Genomic DNA, 22,855 nt, shown 5'->3' with positions numbered 1-22,855 from the left:
TCTTTAGATCCTAAGCTGCTAAGGATCTAAGATACTAAGTTTTTTGCCACAGAGTGTTTAATGCATAATATTTTTTTGCCGCGAATGACTCGAATTTTCTCTAATTTTTATTTATGGAATTTTACTAAGTACCTGTTTAATAAGCGTCATTTGTGAAATTGGTTCCCCTATTTGCTATTATTCGGATCGTAGCAAACCAACAAAACCCTTTAATCAGAGAAATTCGTAGCAAAAAAAGCTGCTAAGATTCTAAGCTACTAAGGTGATTAAGTAAAAAACTTAGAATCTTAGTCGCTTAGTGCCTTAGCAGCTTAGCAAAAGTGTGTTGTTTGTTGGTTTATAGACTTGGTAAGTCTCCGCTTCCTTTTGTTGGTAAATTTGTAGATCCCATTAAATATAAATCTACTTCTCTCGCAGCCTCACGACCTTCGGAGATTGCCCAAACGATTAAGGATTGTCCTCTGCGCATATCTCCAGCTGTAAAGATATGTGGAACATTTGTTTGATAATTTGTCGCTTTGTAATTGCTTCTCATATCCAACTGTAATCCTAATTGATCGCTTAATGTTTTTTCTGGCCCTGTAAATCCAAGTGCCAATAATGCTAAATCACATGGCCAAATTTTCTCTGAACCTTCTTTTTCTATAAGTTCTGGTCGTTGTCCCGGAGTCATTTTCCAAGCAACTTCAACCGTTTTTAAACCTACTAATTCTCCTTTTTCGTTTGCTAGAAACTCTTTGGTATTAATTAACCAGTTTCTGTCACAACCTTCTTCATGTGAAGATGATGTTTTAAGTTGCAACGGCCAGAACGGCCAAGGTGTTGTTTCGCTTCTTCCAACTGGTGGTTTTGGCAAAATTTCAAAATTTGTAACCGATTTTGCTCCATGTCTGTTTGAAGTTCCGATACAATCTGATCCTGTGTCTCCTCCTCCAATAACAATTACATCTTTACCAGTTGCTTTTACTTGGTTAGGAATTTCTTCGCCAAATAAAACTTTTGTTTGCTGTGTTAAGAAATCCATTGCCTGAACAACTCCTTTGCTTTCGATTCCTTTAGTTGGCAAGCTTCTTCTTTCTGTAGCTCCTCCACATAAAACGATTGAATCGAATGCATTTAGTTCTTCGATACTATAATTAACTCCAACATTTACATTGGTTTTAAAAACAATTCCTTCGGCTTCTAATATTATTACACGTCTGTCGATAATTCCTTTTTCTAATTTAAAATTAGGAATTCCGTAACGCAACAATCCACCAATTGCATTGTCTCTTTCAAAAACCGTAACTGTGTGTCCAGCTCTGTTTAATTGTTGTGCTGCTGCTAAACCTGCAGGACCAGAACCAATAACCGCAACTGTTTTTCCAGTTCTCTTTTTTGGAGGTTGTGGTTTAATCCAACCTTCAGCAAAACCCCTTTCGATAATATTTTTCTCGATATTCTCAATCGCAACTGGTTCTTTGATAATTCCTAATACACATGATTTCTCACATGGTGCAGGACATAAACGACCTGTAAATTCAGGGAAGTTATTTGTTGATTGCAAAATTTTTAATGCACTCTCCCACTCTTCCTGATGTACCATATCGTTAAAATCTGGAATTAAATTCCCTAACGGACATGCACTGTGGCAAAACGGAATACCACAATCCATACATCTTGAACCTTGTTCTTTAATCTTATCTTTTTCTAAGGTTATCGTAAACTCATTATAGTTTGATACACGTTCCTTAACAGCAATATTACTTTCGTCTGCTCTATTATATTCTTTAAATCCACCTATCTTACCCATGACATTTTAATTAAATTCCAATTTTTAAAATTCCAAATCCTTCTCCCAAGGTCTCAGGACGATGAGGAAGACATTGCCATTGAAATTGATTTTTGAAATTGATGTTTTATTAAGCTATTAGTTCTTCAATTTGCTTTTCTTCTGCTATTCTTTGTAATGCCTTTTTGTAATCTGTAGGCATTACTTTGATGAAATGTTCCTGCTCGTTTTCCCAGTCTGCCAAAAGTCTTTTTGCCAATGGGCTATTTGTGTACAACGAATGGTTTTTTATCAAACGTCTTAACTTGATAAAATCATCCTCTTCCATTGGATCGAATGCAACCATTTCCATGTTACATAAAGTAGAATCGAATTTTTTATTCTTGTCGTAAACGTAAGCAACACCACCGCTCATACCCGCAGCAAAATTTCTTCCGGTTTTACCCAAAATAACAACAGTTCCTCCAGTCATGTATTCGCAACCGTGATCTCCAATTCCTTCTACAACTGCTGTTGCTCCAGAATTCCTTACACAGAAACGTTCTCCGGCCATACCATTAATGTATGCTTCACCAGTAATAGCTCCGTAAAGAGCAACGTTACCAATAATGATATTCTCCTCAGGTTTGAAAGTAGCAGTAGGTGGAACTTTAATAATTAGTTTCCCTCCAGAAAGTCCTTTTCCTAAATAATCATTACAGTTTCCGTGAATTTTAAATGACAATCCATTGGTAGCAAAAGCTCCAAAACTTTGTCCTGCTGAACCTTCAAAATCAACTAATATAGTATCTTCAGGTAATCCTTGAGCACCATATATTTTTGAAATTTCATTACTTAAAATTGCACCAACTGAGCGGTCTGTATTCTTAATTTTAAAAGTAACTCTTGTTTTTTCTTTTCTATAAATAGACGGAATAGCTTCTTTTATAATTGCAAAATCCAATACGTTTTCTAATGCGTGATCTTGTGTAGTCGTATTGTGATTTGGAACTGTTTTTGCTTTCTCTGGTTTGTAAAGTATCGAAGACAAGTCTAATCCATTTGCTTTATAATGTTTGATAGCTTTGTTCACATTTAATTTTTGTGATTGCCCCACCATTTCTTTTAAAGTTCTGAATCCTAATTGTGCCATGATTTCTCTTAACTCCTCGGCAATAAAATACATGAAGTTAATTACATGCTCTGGCGTTCCCTTGAAATTTTTTCTTAATTCTGGATCCTGTGTAGCAATACCAACTGGACATGTATTTAAGTGACAAGCTCTCATCATGATACAACCAGAAGCTACAAGTGGTGCTGTCGCAAAACCAAATTCTTCTGCTCCTAATAAAGCTGCAATAGCTACATCACGACCTGTTTTTAACTGACCATCACACTCTAATACTACACGACTTCTTAAATCATTTAAGATTAAAGTTTGCTGTGCTTCCGCCAAACCAAGTTCCCAAGGAATACCTGTATGCTGTAAAGATGTTAATGGTGCAGCACCAGTTCCTCCATCGTAACCAGAAATCAAGATCACATCGGCTTTTGCTTTTGCAACACCAGCAGCGATTGTTCCAACTCCAACTTCTGAAACTAATTTTACATTTACACGTGCTTCACGATTAGCATTTTTTAAATCGAAAATTAATTGAGATAAATCTTCGATAGAATAAATATCGTGGTGAGGTGGTGGAGAAATAAGCCCAACATAAGGTGTTGAATTTCTAATTTCTGCAATCCAAGGCACTACTTTTTCACCAGGTAATTGCCCTCCTTCTCCAGGTTTTGCACCTTGAGCCATTTTTATTTGAATCTCTTTAGCATTTGTCAGGTAATTGATAGAAACACCAAATCTTCCTGAAGCTACTTGCTTAATAGCACTATTTCTAGAATCTCCGTTAATTTCTTTCTGGAAACGTTTAGGATCTTCTCCTCCTTCTCCCGAATTACTTTTTCCGCCAATTCTATTCATTGCAATTGCTAAATTCTCATGTGCTTCTCTACTAATAGATCCATAAGACATTGCTCCTGTTTTAAATTTTTTCACAATTTCTGTCCAAGGCTCTACTTCATCAATAGAAATTGGATCTAAATTATTAAATTCAAACATTCCTCTAATTGTCATAAGGTTTGAGCTTTGCTCATTGACCATATCTGAGTATTCTTTGTAACTTTCAGGACTGTTTAAACGAACTGCCTGCTGTAATTTTGCAATTGTAGTTGGATTGAACATGTGTTTTTCACCTGATCTTCTCCATCTGTAAATACCTCCAATTTCTAATGGCAATAAATTTGCAATTTTAGAATTTGGAAATGCTTTTTGGTATCTTTTCTTAACTTCTTTTTCAATCTCCATCAAACCAATTCCTTCAATTCGAGATGGTGTGTATGGGAAATATTTAGTCGAAAAAGTTTTATTTAATCCTAAGATTTCAAAAATTTGTGCAGCTCTATAAGAATGTAATGTAGAGATACCTATTTTATTCATAATCTTAAGAATCCCTTTTGCAATAGCTTTATTATAATTAGCAATTGCATAATCGGCTTTTATTCCAGTAATAAAACCTTGCTCTACTTGATTATGAATAATTTCATTTACCATATAAGGATTAATAGCACTAGCACCATAACCAAATAATAAAGCAAAATGATGTGGCTCACGAGGTTCTGCCGATTCGATTATAATTCCGAATTTAGAACGAACCTGTAAGATATTCAATGAGTGGTGAATATAAGAACAAGCCAATAACATTGGTATTGGTGCCAATTCTTTACTTACTCCTCTATCTGAAAGTATGATGATGTTGTGTCCTTCATTTACAGCTTTAAAAGTTGCCTGAACACATTTTTCTAAAGCACGCTCTAAACCATTTACTCCTTTTTCTATTTTATATAAAGTAGAAATAGTAGCGGTTTTAAAATCAGCATGATCTATATTTTTGATTTTATCCAAATCCTCTTTAGAGATAACCGGATTTTGAATTTTTAATTTTTTACATTGTTTTGATTCAATTTCAAAAATATTAAAATCTCCTCCTACCGCTAAACTGATATCTGTGATAATCTCCTCACGAATACCATCCAAAGGTGGATTGGTTACCTGTGCAAACAATTGTTTGAAATAATTATACAACAACTGTGGTTGCTCAGACAAAACTGCCAATGGTGTATCATTACCCATAGAGCTAATCGCTTCTGCTCCACTAGACCCCATAGGGTTAATTATTGTTTTTAAATCTTCGATTGTATAACCAAATAATCGTTGTCTTGTTTCGAAATCAATGCTCTCGACAGGTGTTGGATTATTAGTATAAGGTACCTTTGCTAATGGCAATAAATTTTCATTAAGCCATTTTTTATATGGGCGTTTTGTTACGATAGCATTTTTAATCTCATCATCTTCAATAATACGTCCTTCATTCATATCTACCAAGAACATTTTACCTGGCTCTAAACGACCGTGTTGTATTACATCTTCAGGATTAACATCAAGAACACCGATCTCTGATGACATGATTACGAAACCACTTTTTGTTAAAGTATAACGAGAAGGACGCAATCCATTTCTGTCTAGTAACGCACCAATTACATTTCCATCGGTAAACGGAATAGAAGCTGGTCCATCCCAAGGTTCCATAATACAAGCATTATATTCGTAAAATGCTTTTTTATCTTCAGACATTGTTTGGTGTTTCTCCCAAGCTTCTGGTACAACCATCATCATTGCTTCAGGCAGTGATCTTCCTGTCATTAACAGTAGTTCTACCACCATATCCATAGAAGCAGAATCTGATTTTCCTTCTAAGATAATAGGAAACAATCTCTTAATATCATCTCCAAAAATATCACTTTGCATCAATTCTTCACGGGCTCTCATTCTGCTAATGTTACCACGCAAAGTATTGATTTCACCATTGTGACACATATATCTAAAAGGCTGAGCCAACTCCCAAGATGGGAATGTATTCGTAGAAAAACGTTGGTGTACTAGAGCCAAACGTGTTACTAAGTCAGTATCTTTTAAATCAGTATAGTATCCGCTGATATCTTCCGGCATCAACAAACCTTTATATATAATGGTTGTTGTAGATAAACTAGAAAAATAAAACATATGACTCTCAGAAGTCTTAGAATTTCTGACAGCATGTTCTGCTATTTTGCGAGCTGCAAACAACTTAGCGTTAAATTGTTGTTCTGTTAGTTCTTGCCCATTTTTACTAACAAAAACCTGCTTAACGGTCGGTTCTTTTTCTGCTGCAATTTCTCCTAGACTATTTACATCAACCGGGACGTCTCTCCAGCCTAAAATAGCTAAGTTTTGCTCTTTTATGGTTGTTTCAAATGCATTAATACAAAATGCTACTTGATTTTTACTTTTAGGTAAAAAAACCATTCCTACTCCATACTCTCGTGTTTCAGGGATTTCAAATTCACAAACTTTCTTAAAAAAATCATGTGGGATATCAAATAAAATTCCAGCACCGTCTCCAGTTCTTCCATCAGAACTAACTGCACCACGATGTTCCAATTTTATTAAGATATCCAATGCTTTATGAATGATGTCATTAGACTTAATACCATTCAAATTACAAATAAATCCTGCACCACAATTGTCGTGTTCAAATTCGGGCAGATATAGCCCTTGTTCTTTAACTTTCATTCTTGATATTTTTTTTACAAAAATAAAGATTCCGTTAAACATACTGTATCAAATAAAGCGTATCGCTTACATTTTTATACTAATAATAGAAAAACAATCCTAAATTATCAATAATATTATTTAACCCACCCCGAATTGACAAAATCATAATTCGAATTTCATTTTTATTGACAAAATCCTTATTTCACGCTGAAAACAGCAACGTTTTATGTTAAATCTCAAACGATATAGTGTCTTTGAATTAACATTCATTACACAATTATTTAACTCAAATTTTTAATTAATTTTAAAGAAATCACAATCCAAAATAAGTCTTGCTTTTTATTCCAAAAAGATTTCTTTTTAAAGTTCATTTTTGCTATTTTTGTGCCACTTTTATTCTGAAATTAATTCAGAACCAGACAAATTCTATATTATGAACATACACGAATATCAAGGAAAAGAAATTTTAGCTAGTTACGGAGTACGCATCCAACGCGGAATTGTAGCTAATAATGCGGTTGAAGCTGTAGCTGCTGCAAAACAATTAACTGCTGAGACTGGTACAGGATGGCACGTTATTAAAGCACAAATTCACGCAGGTGGACGTGGAAAAGGTGGTGGAGTTAAGTTAGCTAAAAACTTGCAACAAGTTGAAGAAATAGCTGAACAAATCATCGGAATGCAATTGATTACACCTCAAACTTCTGCTGAAGGTAAAAAAGTAAATAAGATTTTAGTTGCTGAAGATGTTTACTATCCTGGTGAAAGCGAAACTTCTGAATTTTACGTTTCTGTTTTATTGAATAGAGGTACAGGTCGTAACATGATCATGTATTCTACTGAAGGTGGTATGGACATCGAAGAAGTTGCTGAACACACACCTCATTTAATCTTTACAGAAGAAGTTGATCCATCTGTAGGATTACAAGGTTTTCAAGCAAGAAGAATTGCCTTTAACTTAGGTCTTTCTGGAAATGCTTTTAAAGAAATGGTAAAATTCATTGACTCATTATACAATGCTTACATTGGTTCTGATGCTTCTATGTTTGAAATTAATCCAGTTTTAAAAACATCGGATAATAAAATCATGGCTGTAGATGCTAAAGTAAATATCGATGATAATGCTTTATACAGACAAAAGAAATATGCTGAAATGCGTGATATTCGTGAGGAGAACCCAATCGAAGTTGAAGCAAAAGAAGTAGGATTAAACTATGTAGATCTTGACGGTACTGTAGGATGTATGGTAAACGGAGCTGGATTAGCAATGGCTACTATGGATTTAATTAAGTATGCTGGTTTCGAACCTGCAAACTTCCTTGACGTAGGTGGTACTGCTGACGCAAAACGTGTTGAAACAGCTTTCCGTATCATTTTAAAAGATCCTAATGTAAAAGCTATCCTAATTAACATCTTTGGAGGAATCGTTCGTTGTGACCGTGTTGCTCAAGGAGTTGTAGACGCTTACAAAAACATGGGAGATGCTATTAAAGTGCCAATCATTGTTCGTTTACAAGGAACAAATGCTGCTATTGCAAAAGAACTAATTGACAATTCCGGAATGCCGATTTTATCTGCTGTAGAATTTCAAGAAGCTGCTGACCAAGTTAAAGCTGCACTTTCTTAATCAAATAAGAAATCAAATTATATATAAAAATCCTTCCGATAATCGGAGGGATTTTTTGTTTTACAAAACCACATGTATTATAGAAATGTATTGCTGTACGCATACGTTGCGCAAAATCCAAGCTGTTTTTTTACCCGCTATGCACGTTAAGATTTTATTCTAGCTTTATGATTAAAACACAAAGTTCGCAAAGCTATAGATAAAGCTTTGCGAACTTTGTGTTTATTGTAAAATCCTTACTATGCGAGAACCTTAGTGTGTTTTGCACCTAAGTTAGCTATCTCAGAACAGTTGATAATTCCACAAGTTCAAATGTTGGATCATTTACAATAAACTGCCTGAACATTGCAGCATGACCACTGCCTACTAAAACCATTATTTTATCATCTTTGCTTTCAGTTAGCTTTTGGATTAAAGAATACATATACAAGTTTCGTTTATACCAATTCGCAACTAAAGAAGCTCCTGTAAAATCATCTGGATTTCCTGTTCTATTTGCTACTTCTAAGTACCATTGTAAATTATCTTCATCAGCTTCTTTTTCATTACTGTATAACATAAGTTCGGTTAAAGTACTTTTTGAGATTCTTTCGTTTTGATCATTCTCAAATTTCTTCATCAATTCCGCAGTTCTTTCCTTTAAATTCTTTTGATTAGCTTTATCCATGCTTATCATTAAACTGTCATAAGAAAAGCGGTTACGATAATCGATTCCATATAATTTTTTATGATTTAGTTTTTTAGCAGTACGAAGCGCCAGTTGCGTAATTTCGTTTGCGTCTTTTTTGAAAAGACTATCTGTGTTTTTATTGTAAAACTTATCTAATTCGGCTTGTTTGGTAAATTTCCATTCAACAAAAATTTTATCTGGTCCAAATTTCTTGATTTTGTCACTAATAGTTTCAAGCTCTTTTTGACTTTTTTCAGACATAACATTAAACGTTTTTGTTTTAGCAATATCATTTCCTGGATTTGCAAAATGAAAAGTTCCAATTAACAAGATTTGTTTCTTTTTTGTTTGAGCAGAGGATAGGCTAAACGTAATAAGGACAAGTAATAAAATAATTTTTTGCATGATGATTTTGTGTTTAAATTCATTGCAAATGTATGAGCAGATTTGAAGCATTTTTTTCGGTTTTGATGAACACTAAGTTTCACTTGACCAACTGCCGATATTCTGCTTTCAAAATGTTCATATAATATTTTTCAAGGTTCGTCATTAAAAAACAATATTTCATATAAACATCATTTCCATTTAAAGTCATAATTGTATTTTTGAGCTCATAACTATCATTTATGAAACTCAAAATACCTTTTTACTACCATGTAATTCTTTTCTTGGGATTATTCCTAACCTACTGTCTTTGGGATTACGGAATTAATAATCGATTAGTAATGATAGAGCAGTCCAAGCTTTATTTCTGGATGACATCGACTTTTATTCTTTCTGTTTTTGTGGTATATATTATCAATTTTTACACAGTCTGTGATTGGTTTTTAAATAAAACGAAAATTCATTTTTACTTTTTAAGCATTCCTTTTTCATTAACACTTTTCGCTGGTGTCAGATATTTTTTTCAGGAAGTAATTATGTTTCATATTATTGGAGTACACAACTATGCTATTGGCGATTTAGAATGGAAGTTTTACATTCGAGATAATTTCTTTTTTGGATTACCTGCTGTTATTTTTAGCGCTTTAAGTTATTCTTTTTGGCAATTTCAGAGTGCACAACAGCAAAATCAGGAATTACTTTTAGAAAACAAAAAAGCAGAATTTCAAATATTGAAAGCTCAGGTGAGTCCTCATTTTTTGTTTAACACATTGAATTCTTTTTACAGTCAGTTAATTTTAAAAGATGATGAAATGGCTTCGGATATTTTAGTACTTTCCGATTTACTTCGTTATGTTATTACAGAAACAGACAAAGATGAAGCCGTACTTTCAAAAGAAATTCAATTCATACAGAATTATATTCATTTACAGAAAAAGCGATTTGAAGATCAGTTGTATCTTGATTTTTCTATTGAAGGAGATTATTCGAATGAAAGAATTCTATCATCAACCTTAATTCATTTTGTAGAGAATGTTTTTAAACACGGAAAATTCAATACTCAGCAAGAAAAAGTAACTATTACAATCAAAATAAAAGAAGATTTTTTAGAGATTTCAACTTTTAATCATACCGTTGAAGGTGAGAATTATTCTTCAACAGGAATAGGCTTTGATAATTTAACCAAAAGACTAGAATACATGTATAAAGGTAAATTTGTACTTGACAAAACCGAAGAAAATAATATCTTTAAGACCTACTTAAAAATACCACTAAAAAAATAATTTATGGCTTTTAAATGTATTATTGTTGATGATGAACCACCAGCAACACGTATTCTAGAAAATTATATTAGTAAAGTTCATTTTCTTGAAAAAACTGGCGTTTTTAATGATTCCCTAAAAGCATTAGAGTTTTTAAACACACAAACTGTCGATGTTATTTTTTTAGATATTCAAATGCCCCAATTGACAGGTTTACAAATTTCTAAAATTATTTCAAAAGATATAAAAGTTATTTTCACAACGGCTTATCCTGATTTTGCATTAGAAGGATTTGAATTGAACGCAGTTGATTATTTATTAAAACCAATTTCATTTGAACGTTTTTATCAAGCAGTTTCAAAGCTGAGTACTGAATCTAAAAATCTTGTCTCAAATCAGAACAATACACCCGATTTTCTATTCATCAAAACTGATGGTAAAAATAAATTTCAAAAGATTTTCCTAAACGATATTTTATACATAGAAAGCCTTCAAAATTATGTTTGCATTCACACAACTAAACAACAAATTATCACGCATTCTTCTTTAAAAAATGTAATTGAATCCCTCCCGACAAATGACTTCATTCAAATACATAAATCATATGTAATCTCATTAAAACAAATTGAATCTACAGATAATTTTTCCGTTTTCATTAATACTAATGAATTACCAATAGGAGCAACTTTTAAAGATACTTTCTTTCAACAAATTGATAAGAATAAAATATAAAGAGTTACAATCAAATAAACTATAAGCTATTTCATATATTAATAGCTGCTATATTTCGCAAAGAACTACAAAAGCAACACCAAAGACTGTCCTAAAATAGTTTGTCCTTACACTGAAAGAGTTTAAATGGATCAAGAACAAAACCTGGGGAGGAATGTCAAAATAAAATGAGAAATTTGCAATCTTAAGAATTTGAGATGACTCCTATAGACCTTTTAAAATTTATGCTGCCTGATTTTTTAGTAGAACACTTTGAAATAATTTCTAGCACTAACACAGAAGAAGTACTACACCTTTATTTTGAAGAGAGCGCTAAGCCTCCACAAGAGTTTGATATGTTTGAATTAGTATCAAAGGGTTTTCAAGATGAGATTACCATTCAGGATTTTCCATTAAGAGGCAAATTTGTGTATTTACATATCAAAAGACGCCGCTGGACCAATAAAACCAATGGTCAAATTATAAAAAGAGATTGGGCATTAGTAACTAAAGGAACTCGCATGACGCAGGAGTTTGCAGCTTTTTTAAAAGAAATTAATCGATAAAAGTGCTACCGATTGTCATACTATTGGAGGCTTCTTCGGAGTCAATGGAAAAAAACTTCAAAGACAATATAAAAAACATCTAAGCTCTTTTAGTACATGGACTCCGCGCGAACATGCACACCAGTGGATTGTTTACCCCGAAAATATGGGTACTCATTTATCCATTGATGAAGTAGCTTTATCTCAGGGTGAACTATATACAATTGTGACCAACAAGAAATTCAAAGGCAAAAAAGGCTGCTTAGTGGCTATTATTGCAGGAACCAAAGCTGATCAGGTCATAGAACACCTCTGTAAAATTGATTACAAAAAGAGATCTTGTGTAAAAGAAATAACACTTGATATGGCTAATTCCATGAAATTAATATCAAAGAGAGCCTTTCCAAAAGCCATACAAGTAACCGATAGGTTCCATGTTCAAAAATTGGCATTGGAAGCATTACAAGAAATCAGAATCAAACATCGATGGGAAGCTATGGATTTTGAAAATCAATTGATATTACAGGCAAAAAGAGAAAACAGAGCATATATTCCCGAGCTATTGCCTAATGGAGATTCTGTAAAACAGTTATTGGCCAGAAGCAGATATTTACTTTATAAATCTCGAGAAAAATGGACACAGAGCCAAAAAGAAAGAGCTCAAATGCTCTTTGATCTATATCCAGATATAAAAACAGCCTATAATCTAAATCAACAACTTCGAGGGATTTACAATAATCACAACGATAAACATATTACTATGACCAAACTAGCGCATTGGTATAGAAATGTAGAGGAGTCAGGTTTTAAAAACTTCAATATTCTGCTCAATACTATAACTTTTAACTACCAATCAATCTTAAACTATTTTGATAATAGAAGTACCAATGCTTCTGCCGAATCTTTTAATGCAAAAATAAAAGCATTTAGAAGCCAATTTAGAGGTGTAAGAAATATTGATTTCTTCTTGTTCAGATTATCTAATCTTTTTGCTTAATCCCCAACTTTTGAACCTGATCCGTTTAAATCGATACAACTCCGAAGCACCTACATTTTTTTTGAAAATACGACGGATAAAATAATAAGTTTTACTAAGCTGGCTAAATGGCACAAGAAAGAAAGAAAGAAAGAAAGAAAGAAAGAAAGTAAATCAAAATGAATCACTATCAAACGGTATTGAACTATTTTGATATAGAAGTATAGAATTTCTTCCAATGCTAAAATAAAAGCTTTTAGAGGTGTAAGAAATATAGATTTCTTCTTATTCAGATTATCTAATCTTTTTGCTTAATCCCCAACTTTTGCATCTGATCCGCTTTCGTTTGAGTCCAAAAAAAAAAAAAAACTCCAATTAACATTTGCTAATTGAAGTTTTAGTACTCAGAGCGGGACTTGAACCCGCACGAACATTGCTGTTCACTGGATTTTAAGTCCAGCGTGTCTACCAATTTCACCATCCGAGCATTATTGTGGTACCTCCAGGGATCGAACCAGGGACACATGGATTTTCAGTCCATTGCTCTACCATCTGAGCTAAGGTACCTATACTTGTTTATAAAAATATAAACAAATTAAGAAAAAAACCTGTTTTGTTAAAAACAGGTTTTAAAAGAAAGGCGACGACATACTCTCCCACATAACTGCAGTACCATCTGCGCAGGCGGGCTTAACTACTCTGTTCGGGATGGGAAGAGGTGAGCCCCGCCGCAATAACCACCTTAAGGTCGTTGTTACTTGAGGTAACTTTTTTAATTAATAATTAACAATTGATAATTCATAATTAAAAATAATATCTTAACACACTGAGATAAAGAAAAAAGTATTTTTTAGAAAGTTTCTCCCAGCCCCTTTGTTCCCCCTTTGGGGGTTAGGGGGCTGGAAAAGCGTACATAAGCTTACGGATTATTAGTACTACTCGACTATGACATTACTGCCTTTACATCTATAGCCTATCAACGTGGTCATCTCCCACGATCCTTAAAAGAAATCTCATCTTGTGGTGGGTTTCGCGCTTATATGCTTTCAGCGCTTATCCCTTCCAAACGTAGCTACTCTGCGGTGCTCCTGGCGGAACAACAGATACACTAGAGGTTTGTCCAATTCGGTCCTCTCGTACTAGAATCAGATCCACTCAAATTTCTTGCGCCCACAGTAGATAGAGACCGAACTGTCTCACGACGTTCTGAACCCAGCTCGCGTGCCACTTTAATGGGCGAACAGCCCAACCCTTGGGACCTTCTCCAGCCCCAGGATGTGACGAGCCGACATCGAGGTGCCAAACCCCCCCGTCGATATGAGCTCTTGGGGGAGATCAGCCTGTTATCCCCGGCGTACCTTTTATCCTTTGAGCGATGGCCCTTCCATGCGGAACCACCGGATCACTATGCTCTACTTTCGTACCTGATCGACCTGTATGTCTCTCAGTCAAGCTCCCTTATGCCATTGCACTCTACGCACGGTTACCAAGCGTACTGAGGGAACCTTTAGAAGCCTCCGTTACTCTTTTGGAGGCGACCACCCCAGTCAAACTACCCACCAAGCAATGTCCCCCGCTTGAGCGGGGTTAGGCCTCAGATAAACAAAGGGTTGTATTTCAACAATGACTCCACAACGCCTAGCGACGCCACTTCACAGTCTCCAACCTATCCTACACATCATTTATCCAAGGTCAATACTAAGCTATAGTAAAGGTGCACAGGGTCTTTTCGTCCCACTGCGGGTAAGCGGCATCTTCACCGCTACTACAATTTCACCGAGCTCATGGCTGAGACAGTGTCCAGATCGTTACACCATTCGTGCAGGTCGGAACTTACCCGACAAGGAATTTCGCTACCTTAGGACCGTTATAGTTACGGCCGCCGTTTACTGGGGCTTCAATTCAATGCTTCTCCGAAGATAACATCTCCTCTTAACCTTCCAGCACCGGGCAGGTGTCAGGCCCTATACTTCATCTTACGATTTTGCAGAGCCCTGTGTTTTTGATAAACAGTCGCCTGGACCTCTTCACTGCGGCCAGCATTGCTGCTGGCGACCTTTCTCCCGAAGTTACAGGTCTATTTTGCCTAATTCCTTAGCCATGAATCTCTCGAGCACCTTAGGATTCTCTCCTCGACTACCTGTGTCGGTTTGCGGTACGGGTACTTATTACCTGAAGTTTAGAGGTTTTTCTTGGAAGCCCTTAGGCGCACTATCTCTTTGACCGAAGTCTCCGAGTACTATCGTATTTCCCCAAGCCGCGTGGATTTGCCTGCGCAGCTTATAGGTAGGTACTTCAACGAACTATTCCGTCAGTTCGCGGCGCTTTCATCACTCCGTCACCCCATCACAGTAATAAGTAGTACGGGAATATTAACCCGTGGTCCATCGACTGTCCCTTTCGGGTTCGCCTTAGGTCCCGACTAACCCACAGCTGATTAGCATAGCTGTGGAAACCTTAGTCTTTCGGTGTGCGGGTTTCTCGCCCGCATTATCGTTACTTATGCCTACATTTTCTTTTCTAACCAGTCCAGCACGCCTTACGACGCACCTTCAACCCTGTTAGAATGCTCCCCTACCACTTTAACTTACGTTAAAATCCATAGCTTCGGTAATATGTTTATGCCCGATTATTATCCATGCTCGTCCGCTCGACTAGTGAGCTGTTACGCACTCTTTAAATGAATGGCTGCTTCCAAGCCAACATCCTAGCTGTCTGGGCAGACAAACCTCGTTCTTTCAACTTAACATATATTTGGGGACCTTAGCTGATGGTCTGGGTTCTTTCCCTCTCGGACTTGGACCTTAGCACCCAAGCCCTCACTGTTGTGAAACATTATATAGCATTCGGAGTTTGTCAGGAATTGGTAGGCGGTGAAGCCCCCGCATCCAATCAGTAGCTCTACCTCTATATAACTTTATGCACAACGCTGCACCTAAATGCATTTCGGGGAGTACGAGCTATTTCCGAGTTTGATTGGCCTTTCACCCCTACCCACAGGTCATCCGAAGACTTTTCAACGTCAACCGGTTCGGTCCTCCACTGTGTGTTACCACAGCTTCAACCTGCCCATGGGTAGATCACACGGTTTCGCGTCTAACACTACTGACTAAAGCGCCCTATTCAGACTCGCTTTCGCTACGGATCCGTGGCTTAACCACTTATCCTTGCCAGCAACGTTAACTCGTAGGCTCATTATGCAAAAGGCACGCCGTCACCCCACGAAAGGGCTCCGACCGCTTGTAAGCGTATGGTTTCAGGATCTATTTCACTCCGTTATTCACGGTTCTTTTCACCTTTCCCTCACGGTACTGGTTCACTATCGGTCTCTCAGGAGTATTTAGCCTTAGCGGATGGTCCCGCCAAATTCAGACAGGGTTTCACGTGCCCCGCCCTACTCAGGATACCACTATCCTTTACACTCATTACCTATACGGGACTATCACCCTCTATGGTTCTACTTTCCAGTAGATTCTAATTCTTTGTGCAAGAAATGTCGTGGTCCTACAACCCCAACATTGCCGTAACAACATTGGTTTGGGCTAATCCGCGTTCGCTCGCCACTACTTACGGAATCACTTTTGTTTTCTTCTCCTCCGCCTACTTAGATGTTTCAGTTCAGCGGGTTTGCCCACCTATCGGTGTACTATGTCTTCAACATAGTGGGTTGCCCCATTCAGGTATTTACGGATCATATCGTGTGTGCCGATCCCCGTAACTTTTCGCAGCTTATCACGCCTTTCATCGCCTCTGAGAGCCAAGGCATCCCCCATACGCCCTTATTTTGCTTATTGTACCAGTCTTGACAAGTCAAGACCGTTTTCTTTATCGTCTGTATCACTACTTTCAATAAAAAATGCTTTCTACTTTTTATTATTTTCTTATCTCAATATGTCAATGAACTTTATTATGCTTTAGGCTTTACGCTTTAGGCATTAAGCTTTTAGCCTACGGCTTATAGCTTTTTGTGGAGAATAACGGAGTCGAACCGTTGACCTCCTGCGTGCAAGGCAGGCGCTCTAGCCAGCTGAGCTAATCCCCCATTTTAATTAAAAATTAAAAATCGTGAATTAAAAATTATGAACTTTATCATTCTTAATCTTTCAACTTCTAAAATTTCCTTTTTTTTTAAGTTTACAGTCTTTTCTTTTGTTTTAAATTCATAATTTATAATTATCAATTCACAACTCTAAAAAAGTAGTCCCGGGCAGACTCGAACTGCCGACCCCTACATTATCAGTGTAGTACTCTAACCAGCTGAGCTACGAGACTCTGTTTTACTTAATTGTATTATTTGAACTAACAGCAGAGTAATATAATCTTCAATTTAACCTATAGGTCAATTCGTCTTCTTTCCCTAACGTGCATTGCTGCTAACATGTAGGGCTCTAGAAAGGAGGTGTTCCAGCCGCACCTTCCGGTACGGCTACCTTGTTACGACTTAGCCCTAGTTACCAGTTTTACCCTAGGCAGCTCCTTGCGGTCACCGACTTCAGGCACCCCCAGCTTCCATGGCTTGACGGGCGGTGTGTACAAGGCCCGGGAACGTATTCACCGGATCATGGCTGATATCCGATTACTAGCGATTCCAGCTTCACGGAGTCGAGTTGCAGACTCCGATCCGAACTGTGACCGGTTTTATAGATTCGCTCCTGGTCGCCCAGTGGCTGCTCTCTGTACCGGCCATTGTAGCACGTGTGTAGCCCAAGGCGTAAGGGCCGTGATGATTTGACGTCATCCCCACCTTCCTCACAGTTTGCACTGGCAGTCTTGTTAGAGTTCCCGACATGACTCGCTGGCAACTAACAACAGGGGTTGCGCTCGTTATAGGACTTAACCTGACACCTCACGGCACGAGCTGACGACAACCATGCAGCACCTTGTAAATTGTCTTGCGAAAGTTCTGTTTCCAAAACGGTCAATCTACATTTAAGCCTTGGTAAGGTTCCTCGCGTATCATCGAATTAAACCACATGCTCCACCGCTTGTGCGGGCCCCCGTCAATTCCTTTGAGTTTCATTCTTGCGAACGTACTCCCCAGGTGGGATACTTATCACTTTCGCTTAGCCACTGAAATTGCTCCCAACAGCTAGTATCCATCGTTTACGGCGTGGACTACCAGGGTATCTAATCCTGTTCGCTACCCACGCTTTCGTCCATCAGCGTCAATCAATCAGTAGTAACCTGCCTTCGCAATTGGTATTCCATGTAATCTCTAAGCATTTCACCGCTACACTACATATTCTAGTTACTTCCTAATAATTCAAGTTTAACAGTATCAATGGCCGTTCCACCGTTGAGCGATGGGCTTTCACCACTGACTTATTAAACCGCCTACGGACCCTTTAAACCCAATGATTCCGGATAACGCTTGGATCCTCCGTATTACCGCGGCTGCTGGCACGGAGTTAGCCGATCCTTATTCTTACAGTACCGTCAAGGTTCTACACGTAGAACTGTTTCTTCCTGTACAAAAGCAGTTTACAATCCATAGGACCGTCATCCTGCACGCGGCATGGCTGGATCAGGCTTGCGCCCATTGTCCAATATTCCTCACTGCTGCCTCCCGTAGGAGTCTGGTCCGTGTCTCAGTACCAGTGTGGGGGATCTCCCTCTCAGGACCCCTACCCATCGTAGCCTTGGTAAGCCGTTACCTTACCAACTAGCTAATGGGACGCATGCTCATCTTTTACCGTTGTGACTTTAATAATTGCTCGATGCCGAGCTATTATACTATGAGGTATTAATCCAAATTTCTCTGGGCTATCCCTCTGTAAAAGGTAGATTGCATACGCGTTACGCACCCGTGCGCCGGTCTCTAATTCCGAAGAATTATACCCCTCGACTTGCATGTGTTAAGCCTGCCGCTAGCGTTCATCCTGAGCCAGGATCAAACTCTTCATCGTATATTTTAATATTATATGCGACTAATGATTCCATCGGTTTTATTCAAATCTATCGATTCTATTACTCTTATTTTGTTGTTCTAAGATCTCTCTTAAAACGGCTGTCAATTCAATATGTCTAGGAACGTGTTCTTCTTTTTTAAATATCGCTTGTTTCTCAAAGCGGGTGCAAAAGTAGAAAAGTCTTTTCTAACTGGCAAGAAATTTGTGAAGTTTTTTTTTGGGGAAATTTTCATCTCCGTTTTCTTCTTTCTTATCAATCTTTCAAGGAACTTTCCGTTATTTAGCGGGGTGCAAATGTAACATCCGTTTTCCATTCTCACAAGCTTTTCGAAATCTTTTTTTTTAGAATTTTATTTCTAATTCGATTCGTCTTGCTTGTCAGTATTTAAAGGAACGTTTGTCGTTGTTGCGGGTGCAAAACTACCACCTTTATTCAGTTAAACAATACTTTTTAGAGAGTATTTTTTGTTTATTTCTAGACTTATTCCTTAACACTCTGACAATATTAAGTTTACATTTTAACAAAATTTACTATTTTTAAGTATTTTCTGATTCAATTTATCATTCCGTCAAAAATAGCTATTCAAAAAGCATCAATTTTGCGAGGTTTACATTAAAACAGCGTATTTTTTAATAACTCACCTGCATAAATCTTCTTTATATCTATCCTAAAAGAAGAAATCAAGAGATTATCTTCCTTAATACAACTAACAAAACCACTTTCCTTAACCTAATATTATAGCCATCACAAAAACCAGGGTTTTCTTTCCCTATAAAGCACCGCTTATCTGGCAAACCTGCTCTCCTAGCCCTGATAGAAGCGGAAATCCTTTTATGCCGTGGTTCGGCATAAAAGATTGGAGTAAATAGCAGGATTAAGCTCCTTATAAAAATCTACTCCTATATATAGTATAAACTTATACATATATATTGTATGTATTTTTGTAATCCACTATATTTGCATTCATAAAATTATAAACAATGATTAAGATTACTTTGCCCGATGGGTCAATTAGAGAGTTTGCTGCTGGCGTAACTCCTATGGAGGTTGCGAAAAGCATTAGTGAAGGATTCGCCCGAAACGTGATTTCGGCATCTTTTAATGGTACAACTATTGAAACCGAAACTCCTCTGACGACGGATGGTAGTCTTATTTTATATACATGGAATGATGCTGAGGGTAAAAAAGCTTTTTGGCATTCGACTTCGCACGTAATGGCTCAAGCTCTTGAGGAACTTTTCCCTGGGATTAAACTAACTCTAGGGCCCGCTATCTCAAATGGTTTTTATTACGATGTAGATTTTGGTGACCAAAAGATATCTGATGCTGACTTTAAAAAGATTGAAGATCGTGTTCTTGAAATTTCAAGAGGTAAACATGAATTTAAAATGCGCCCTGTAAGCAAAGCTGAAGCTTTGGAACTATATAAGGATAACGTATACAAGACTGAGTTAATCTCTAATCTTGAAGACGGAACAATCACGTTTTGTGATCATGCTACTTTTACTGACTTATGCCGTGGTGGTCATATTCCGAATACTGGAATCATCAAGGCTATGAAGGTTATGAGTGTTGCAGGTGCTTACTGGAGAGGTGATGAAAAAAACAAACAATTAACTCGTGTTTATGGAACGTCATTTCCTAAACAAAAAGATTTAACTGAATATTTAGAACTTCTTGAGGAGGCGAAACGTCGTGATCACCGTAAATTAGGTAAGGAGCTTGAATTATTTGCTTTCTCTCAGAAAGTTGGTCAAGGTTTACCTTTATGGCTACCTAAGGGTGCAGCTTTACGCGACAGACTTGAGCAGTTTTTAAAGAAGGCTCAGAAAAAAGCGGGTTACGAACAAGTAGTTACTCCACATATTGGACAAAAAGAGCTATATGTTACTTCTGGCCATTATGCTAAATATGGTGCTGATAGTTTCCAGCCTATTCATACTCCTGCTGAAGGGGAAGAGTTTTTGCTAAAACCAATGAACTGCCCTCATCACTGTGAGATTTACAATGTAAGACCTTGGTCATATAAAGATTTACCTAAGCGTTATGCTGAATTTGGTACTGTATATAGATACGAGCAATCTGGGGAATTACATGGATTAACTCGTGTACGTGGGTTTACTCAGGATGATGCTCATATTTTTTGTACTCCGGAACAATTGGACGAAGAGTTTAAAAAAGTAATTGACTTGGTTCTTTACGTATTTGGTTCTTTAGGTTTTGAAAACTTTACGGCTCAGATTTCTTTACGTGATAAAGAAAATAGAGATAAATATATTGGTAGTGACGAAAATTGGGAAAAAGCAGAGAATGCGATTATCAATGCTGCTGCCGATAAAGGCTTAAACACTGTGGTTGAATATGGTGAAGCTGCTTTTTATGGTCCTAAACTAGATTTTATGGTTAAAGATGCTTTAGGAAGACAATGGCAACTAGGAACTATCCAGGTTGACTATAACTTGCCTGAGCGTTTTGAATTGACTTACAAAGGAGCTGACAATGAATTACATAGACCTGTAATGATTCACAGAGCACCTTTTGGTTCTATGGAACGTTTTATTGCAATTTTGCTAGAACACACAGCAGGAAATTTCCCACTTTGGCTGATGCCTGAACAGGCTATAATCTTGTCTTTGAGCGAGAAATATGAAATATATGCTAAAAAAGTTTTAGATTTGCTAGAAAATCACGAAATTCGCGCCCTAATTGACAACAGAAGTGAGACAATAGGTAAGAAAATTAGAGACGCAGAAATGCAAAAACTACCGTTTATGCTAATCGTAGGTGAGGAAGAGGAGAAAAATGGAACTATTTCTATCCGTCGTCACGGTCAAGAAGGTAAAGGAAATATTACAGTTACAATTGATGAATTTGTCGCAATTGTAGACGAAGAAATAAAAAAGACATTAAAAGTATTTACAGTTTAACTTAAATTATAAAGTCATAGCAATAAGAAGCAACAGAGGTTACCAACCTCGCGTAGAAAAAAAAGATGCACACAGAATAAACAATCTTATTCGTGTTCCTGAAGTACGCCTTGTAGGCGAAAACATAGAGCCTGGGGTTTTTAAAATAGCCGAAGCTCTAAGATTAGCTGATCAATTTGAATTAGATCTAGTTGAGATTTCGCCAAATGCAGAGCCACCAGTTTGTAAAATCATGGATTACAAGAAATTTGTTTACGAACAAAAGAAACGTGATAAGGCACTGAAAGCAAAATCAACACAAGTTGTGGTGAAAGAAATTCGCTTTGGTCCTCAAACTGATGAGCATGATTATGAGTTTAAGAGAAAGAACGCTGAAAAATTCCTGAAAGAGGGTGCTAAATTAAAAGCATTTGTATTCTTTAAAGGACGTTCTATTATCTATAAAGATCAAGGTCAGATTTTACTATTAAGATTGGCTACCGATCTTGAAGAGTACGGTAAAGTAGAAGCTATGCCAGTTCTGGAAGGAAAGAGAATGATTATGTTCATTGCTCCGAAGAAGAAAAAATAATTATTTGCTATAAGCAATAAGTCTTAAGCTTTAAGCAAACTGTTATTGTAAACTTTTGCCTAAAGCTTAAAGCCTAAAGCCTAAAGCTCTTGAAAATATAAGTAAGTAAGAATAAATTAAAACACTAGGAAAAATGCCTAAAATGAAAACAAAATCTAGCGCCAAGAAACGTTTTAAAGTTACTGGTTCTGGAAAGATTAAAAGAAAGCATGCTTTTAAAAGTCACATCTTGACTAAAAAATCTAAAAAACGTAAATTAGCTTTGACACATTCAGCGTTAGTTCACAAAACAGATATGAAAAGCATCAAACAACAATTAAGAATTATCTAATAATTCTTTAGGTTAAAAAATTTAAAAATAACCTTGGAGTATGGCCGATAAGTTCCCTTGATTAAATTCGGGACGCCATCTACAAAAACACATAAAAATTATGCCAAGATCAGTAAATTCAGTTGCTAAAAGAGCAAGAAGAAAAAAGATAATGAAGCAAGCCAAAGGTTTCTTTGGTAGACGTAAAAACGTTTGGACAGTTGCTAAAAATGCGGTAGAGAAAGCAATGTGCTACGCTTACCGTGACAGAAAAGTGAATAAGAGAAATTTCCGTGCTTTATGGATTCAACGTATCAACGCTGGAGCTAGATTGGAAGGAATGTCTTACTCTCAATTCATGGGGAAAGTAAAAGCTAACGGAATCGAATTGAACCGTAAAGTTCTTGCAGATTTAGCAATGAATCACCCAGAAGCTTTCAAAGCAGTACTTAACAAAGTAAAATAAACGTTTTATAAACTCAATTTATATTACTTACTTATATAAAAGCCCAATCGTAAGATTGGGCTTTTTGTTTTTAATATCGTGCTATAAAAAACTTAGTT

12 protein-coding genes, 4 tRNA genes and 3 rRNA genes are annotated in these 22,855 nt (G+C 36.7%); 9 read left to right on the top strand and 10 right to left on the bottom strand.

Translation table 11 applies throughout. The annotated features are described in order from the left end of the window. Window positions 1-337 precede the first annotated feature (337 nt). Window positions 338-1,792, bottom strand: coding sequence for a glutamate synthase subunit beta (locus AC3IPI_RS11060; RefSeq protein ID WP_489159028.1), 1,455 nt, complete (start codon window positions 1,790-1,792; stop codon window positions 338-340). A gap of 109 nt (window positions 1,793-1,901) precedes the next feature. Continuing rightward, on the bottom strand, window positions 1,902-6,416 hold the full coding sequence (gene gltB, locus AC3IPI_RS11055) for a glutamate synthase large subunit (protein ID WP_489159026.1): 4,515 nt from the start codon (window positions 6,414-6,416) through the stop codon (window positions 1,902-1,904). 415 nt (window positions 6,417-6,831) lie between these two features. Here gltB and sucC point away from each other — a divergent pair, with 415 nt between their 5' ends. Beyond that, on the top strand, window positions 6,832-8,025 hold the full coding sequence (gene sucC, locus AC3IPI_RS11050) for an ADP-forming succinate--CoA ligase subunit beta (RefSeq protein WP_035622256.1): 1,194 nt from the start codon (window positions 6,832-6,834) through the stop codon (window positions 8,023-8,025). Window positions 8,026-8,302: 277 nt separating this feature from the next. Here sucC and AC3IPI_RS11045 read toward each other — a convergent pair whose 3' ends face one another. Then, window positions 8,303-9,100 (bottom strand): DUF5694 domain-containing protein, encoded by a 798-nt coding sequence (locus AC3IPI_RS11045; RefSeq protein ID WP_489159024.1) that lies wholly within the window; start codon window positions 9,098-9,100, stop codon window positions 8,303-8,305. A 221-nt stretch (window positions 9,101-9,321) separates the two neighbouring features. Between AC3IPI_RS11045 and AC3IPI_RS11040 the strand changes: the two genes are divergently transcribed. The 4 genes from AC3IPI_RS11040 to AC3IPI_RS11025 all read left to right on the top strand — a co-directional run bounded on the left by AC3IPI_RS11040 (window position 9,322) and on the right by AC3IPI_RS11025 (window position 12,594). After that, window positions 9,322-10,362 carry a sensor histidine kinase gene (locus AC3IPI_RS11040; protein ID WP_489159022.1) on the top strand — a complete coding sequence of 347 codons (1,041 nt, stop codon included), beginning with the start codon at window positions 9,322-9,324 and terminating at the stop codon, window positions 10,360-10,362. A 3-nt stretch (window positions 10,363-10,365) separates the two neighbouring features. Continuing rightward, window positions 10,366-11,073 carry a LytR/AlgR family response regulator transcription factor gene (locus AC3IPI_RS11035; protein WP_489159020.1) on the top strand — a complete coding sequence of 236 codons (708 nt, stop codon included), beginning with the start codon at window positions 10,366-10,368 and terminating at the stop codon, window positions 11,071-11,073. A 197-nt stretch (window positions 11,074-11,270) separates the two neighbouring features. Further along, window positions 11,271-11,618 carry an ISAon1 family transposase N-terminal region protein gene (locus tag AC3IPI_RS11030; protein WP_489158976.1) on the top strand — a complete coding sequence of 116 codons (348 nt, stop codon included), beginning with the start codon at window positions 11,271-11,273 and terminating at the stop codon, window positions 11,616-11,618. Next, window positions 11,611-12,594 (top strand): ISAon1 family transposase, encoded by a 984-nt coding sequence (locus AC3IPI_RS11025; RefSeq protein WP_489159226.1) that lies wholly within the window; start codon window positions 11,611-11,613, stop codon window positions 12,592-12,594. Before AC3IPI_RS11030 ends, AC3IPI_RS11025 begins: the two co-directional genes overlap by 8 nt. A 380-nt stretch (window positions 12,595-12,974) precedes the next feature. Here AC3IPI_RS11025 and AC3IPI_RS11020 read toward each other — a convergent pair. The 7 genes from AC3IPI_RS11020 to AC3IPI_RS10990 all read right to left on the bottom strand — a co-directional run bounded on the left by AC3IPI_RS11020 (window position 12,975) and on the right by AC3IPI_RS10990 (window position 18,479). Further along, window positions 12,975-13,060, bottom strand: a tRNA-Leu gene (locus AC3IPI_RS11020). Window positions 13,061-13,067: 7 nt separating this feature from the next. Then, a tRNA-Phe gene (locus AC3IPI_RS11015) sits at window positions 13,068-13,140 on the bottom strand. 68 nt (window positions 13,141-13,208) lie between these two features. After that, window positions 13,209-13,318, bottom strand: a 5S ribosomal RNA gene (rrf, locus tag AC3IPI_RS11010). A 164-nt stretch (window positions 13,319-13,482) separates the two neighbouring features. Continuing rightward, window positions 13,483-16,367 (bottom strand): 23S ribosomal RNA (locus AC3IPI_RS11005). Window positions 16,368-16,541: 174 nt separating this feature from the next. Continuing rightward, window positions 16,542-16,615, bottom strand: a tRNA-Ala gene (locus AC3IPI_RS11000). 156 nt (window positions 16,616-16,771) lie between these two features. Continuing rightward, a tRNA-Ile gene (locus AC3IPI_RS10995) sits at window positions 16,772-16,845 on the bottom strand. Between the two features lie 120 nt (window positions 16,846-16,965). Next, a 16S ribosomal RNA gene (locus tag AC3IPI_RS10990) occupies window positions 16,966-18,479 on the bottom strand. Together the 16S, 23S and 5S rRNA genes with 4 tRNA genes alongside form the textbook arrangement of a ribosomal RNA operon. A gap of 984 nt (window positions 18,480-19,463) precedes the next feature. Between AC3IPI_RS10990 and thrS the strand changes: the two genes are divergently transcribed. The 4 genes from thrS to rplT all read left to right on the top strand — a co-directional run bounded on the left by thrS (window position 19,464) and on the right by rplT (window position 22,757). Beyond that, window positions 19,464-21,410: a threonine--tRNA ligase gene (thrS, locus tag AC3IPI_RS10985; RefSeq protein WP_039116434.1), complete on the top strand. Its 1,947-nt coding sequence runs from the start codon at window positions 19,464-19,466 to the stop codon at window positions 21,408-21,410. Between the two features lie 16 nt (window positions 21,411-21,426). After that, window positions 21,427-21,981 carry a translation initiation factor IF-3 gene (gene infC / locus AC3IPI_RS10980; protein WP_369827407.1) on the top strand — a complete coding sequence of 185 codons (555 nt, stop codon included), beginning with the start codon at window positions 21,427-21,429 and terminating at the stop codon, window positions 21,979-21,981. A gap of 133 nt (window positions 21,982-22,114) precedes the next feature. Next, window positions 22,115-22,312: a 50S ribosomal protein L35 gene (gene rpmI / locus AC3IPI_RS10975; RefSeq protein WP_022827375.1), complete on the top strand. Its 198-nt coding sequence runs from the start codon at window positions 22,115-22,117 to the stop codon at window positions 22,310-22,312. Between the two features lie 100 nt (window positions 22,313-22,412). Further along, window positions 22,413-22,757, top strand: coding sequence for a 50S ribosomal protein L20 (gene rplT / locus AC3IPI_RS10970; protein ID WP_035633036.1), 345 nt, complete (start codon window positions 22,413-22,415; stop codon window positions 22,755-22,757). Window positions 22,758-22,855: the final 98 nt, after the last annotated feature.

It is taken from the genome of Flavobacterium sp. GL_143, assembly GCF_057834355.1.
The sequence above is the reverse complement of the archived record's forward strand: the minus strand, read 5'-3'. Positions and strand labels throughout refer to the sequence as shown.

Coding starts and splice junctions, on each gene's coding strand:
- AC3IPI_RS11060 (WP_489159028.1), bottom strand. CDS start 1,792: ATGGGTAAGATAGGTGGATTTAAAGAATATAATAGAGCAGACGAAAGT.
- gltB (WP_489159026.1), bottom strand. CDS start 6,416: ATGAAAGTTAAAGAACAAGGGCTATATCTGCCCGAATTTGAACACGAC.
- sucC (WP_035622256.1), top strand. CDS start 6,832: ATGAACATACACGAATATCAAGGAAAAGAAATTTTAGCTAGTTACGGA.
- AC3IPI_RS11045 (WP_489159024.1), bottom strand. CDS start 9,100: ATGCAAAAAATTATTTTATTACTTGTCCTTATTACGTTTAGCCTATCC.
- AC3IPI_RS11040 (WP_489159022.1), top strand. CDS start 9,322: ATGAAACTCAAAATACCTTTTTACTACCATGTAATTCTTTTCTTGGGA.
- AC3IPI_RS11035 (WP_489159020.1), top strand. CDS start 10,366: ATGGCTTTTAAATGTATTATTGTTGATGATGAACCACCAGCAACACGT.
- AC3IPI_RS11030 (WP_489158976.1), top strand. CDS start 11,271: ATGACTCCTATAGACCTTTTAAAATTTATGCTGCCTGATTTTTTAGTA.
- thrS (WP_039116434.1), top strand. CDS start 19,464: ATGATTAAGATTACTTTGCCCGATGGGTCAATTAGAGAGTTTGCTGCT.
- rpmI (WP_022827375.1), top strand. CDS start 22,115: ATGCCTAAAATGAAAACAAAATCTAGCGCCAAGAAACGTTTTAAAGTT.
- rplT (WP_035633036.1), top strand. CDS start 22,413: ATGCCAAGATCAGTAAATTCAGTTGCTAAAAGAGCAAGAAGAAAAAAG.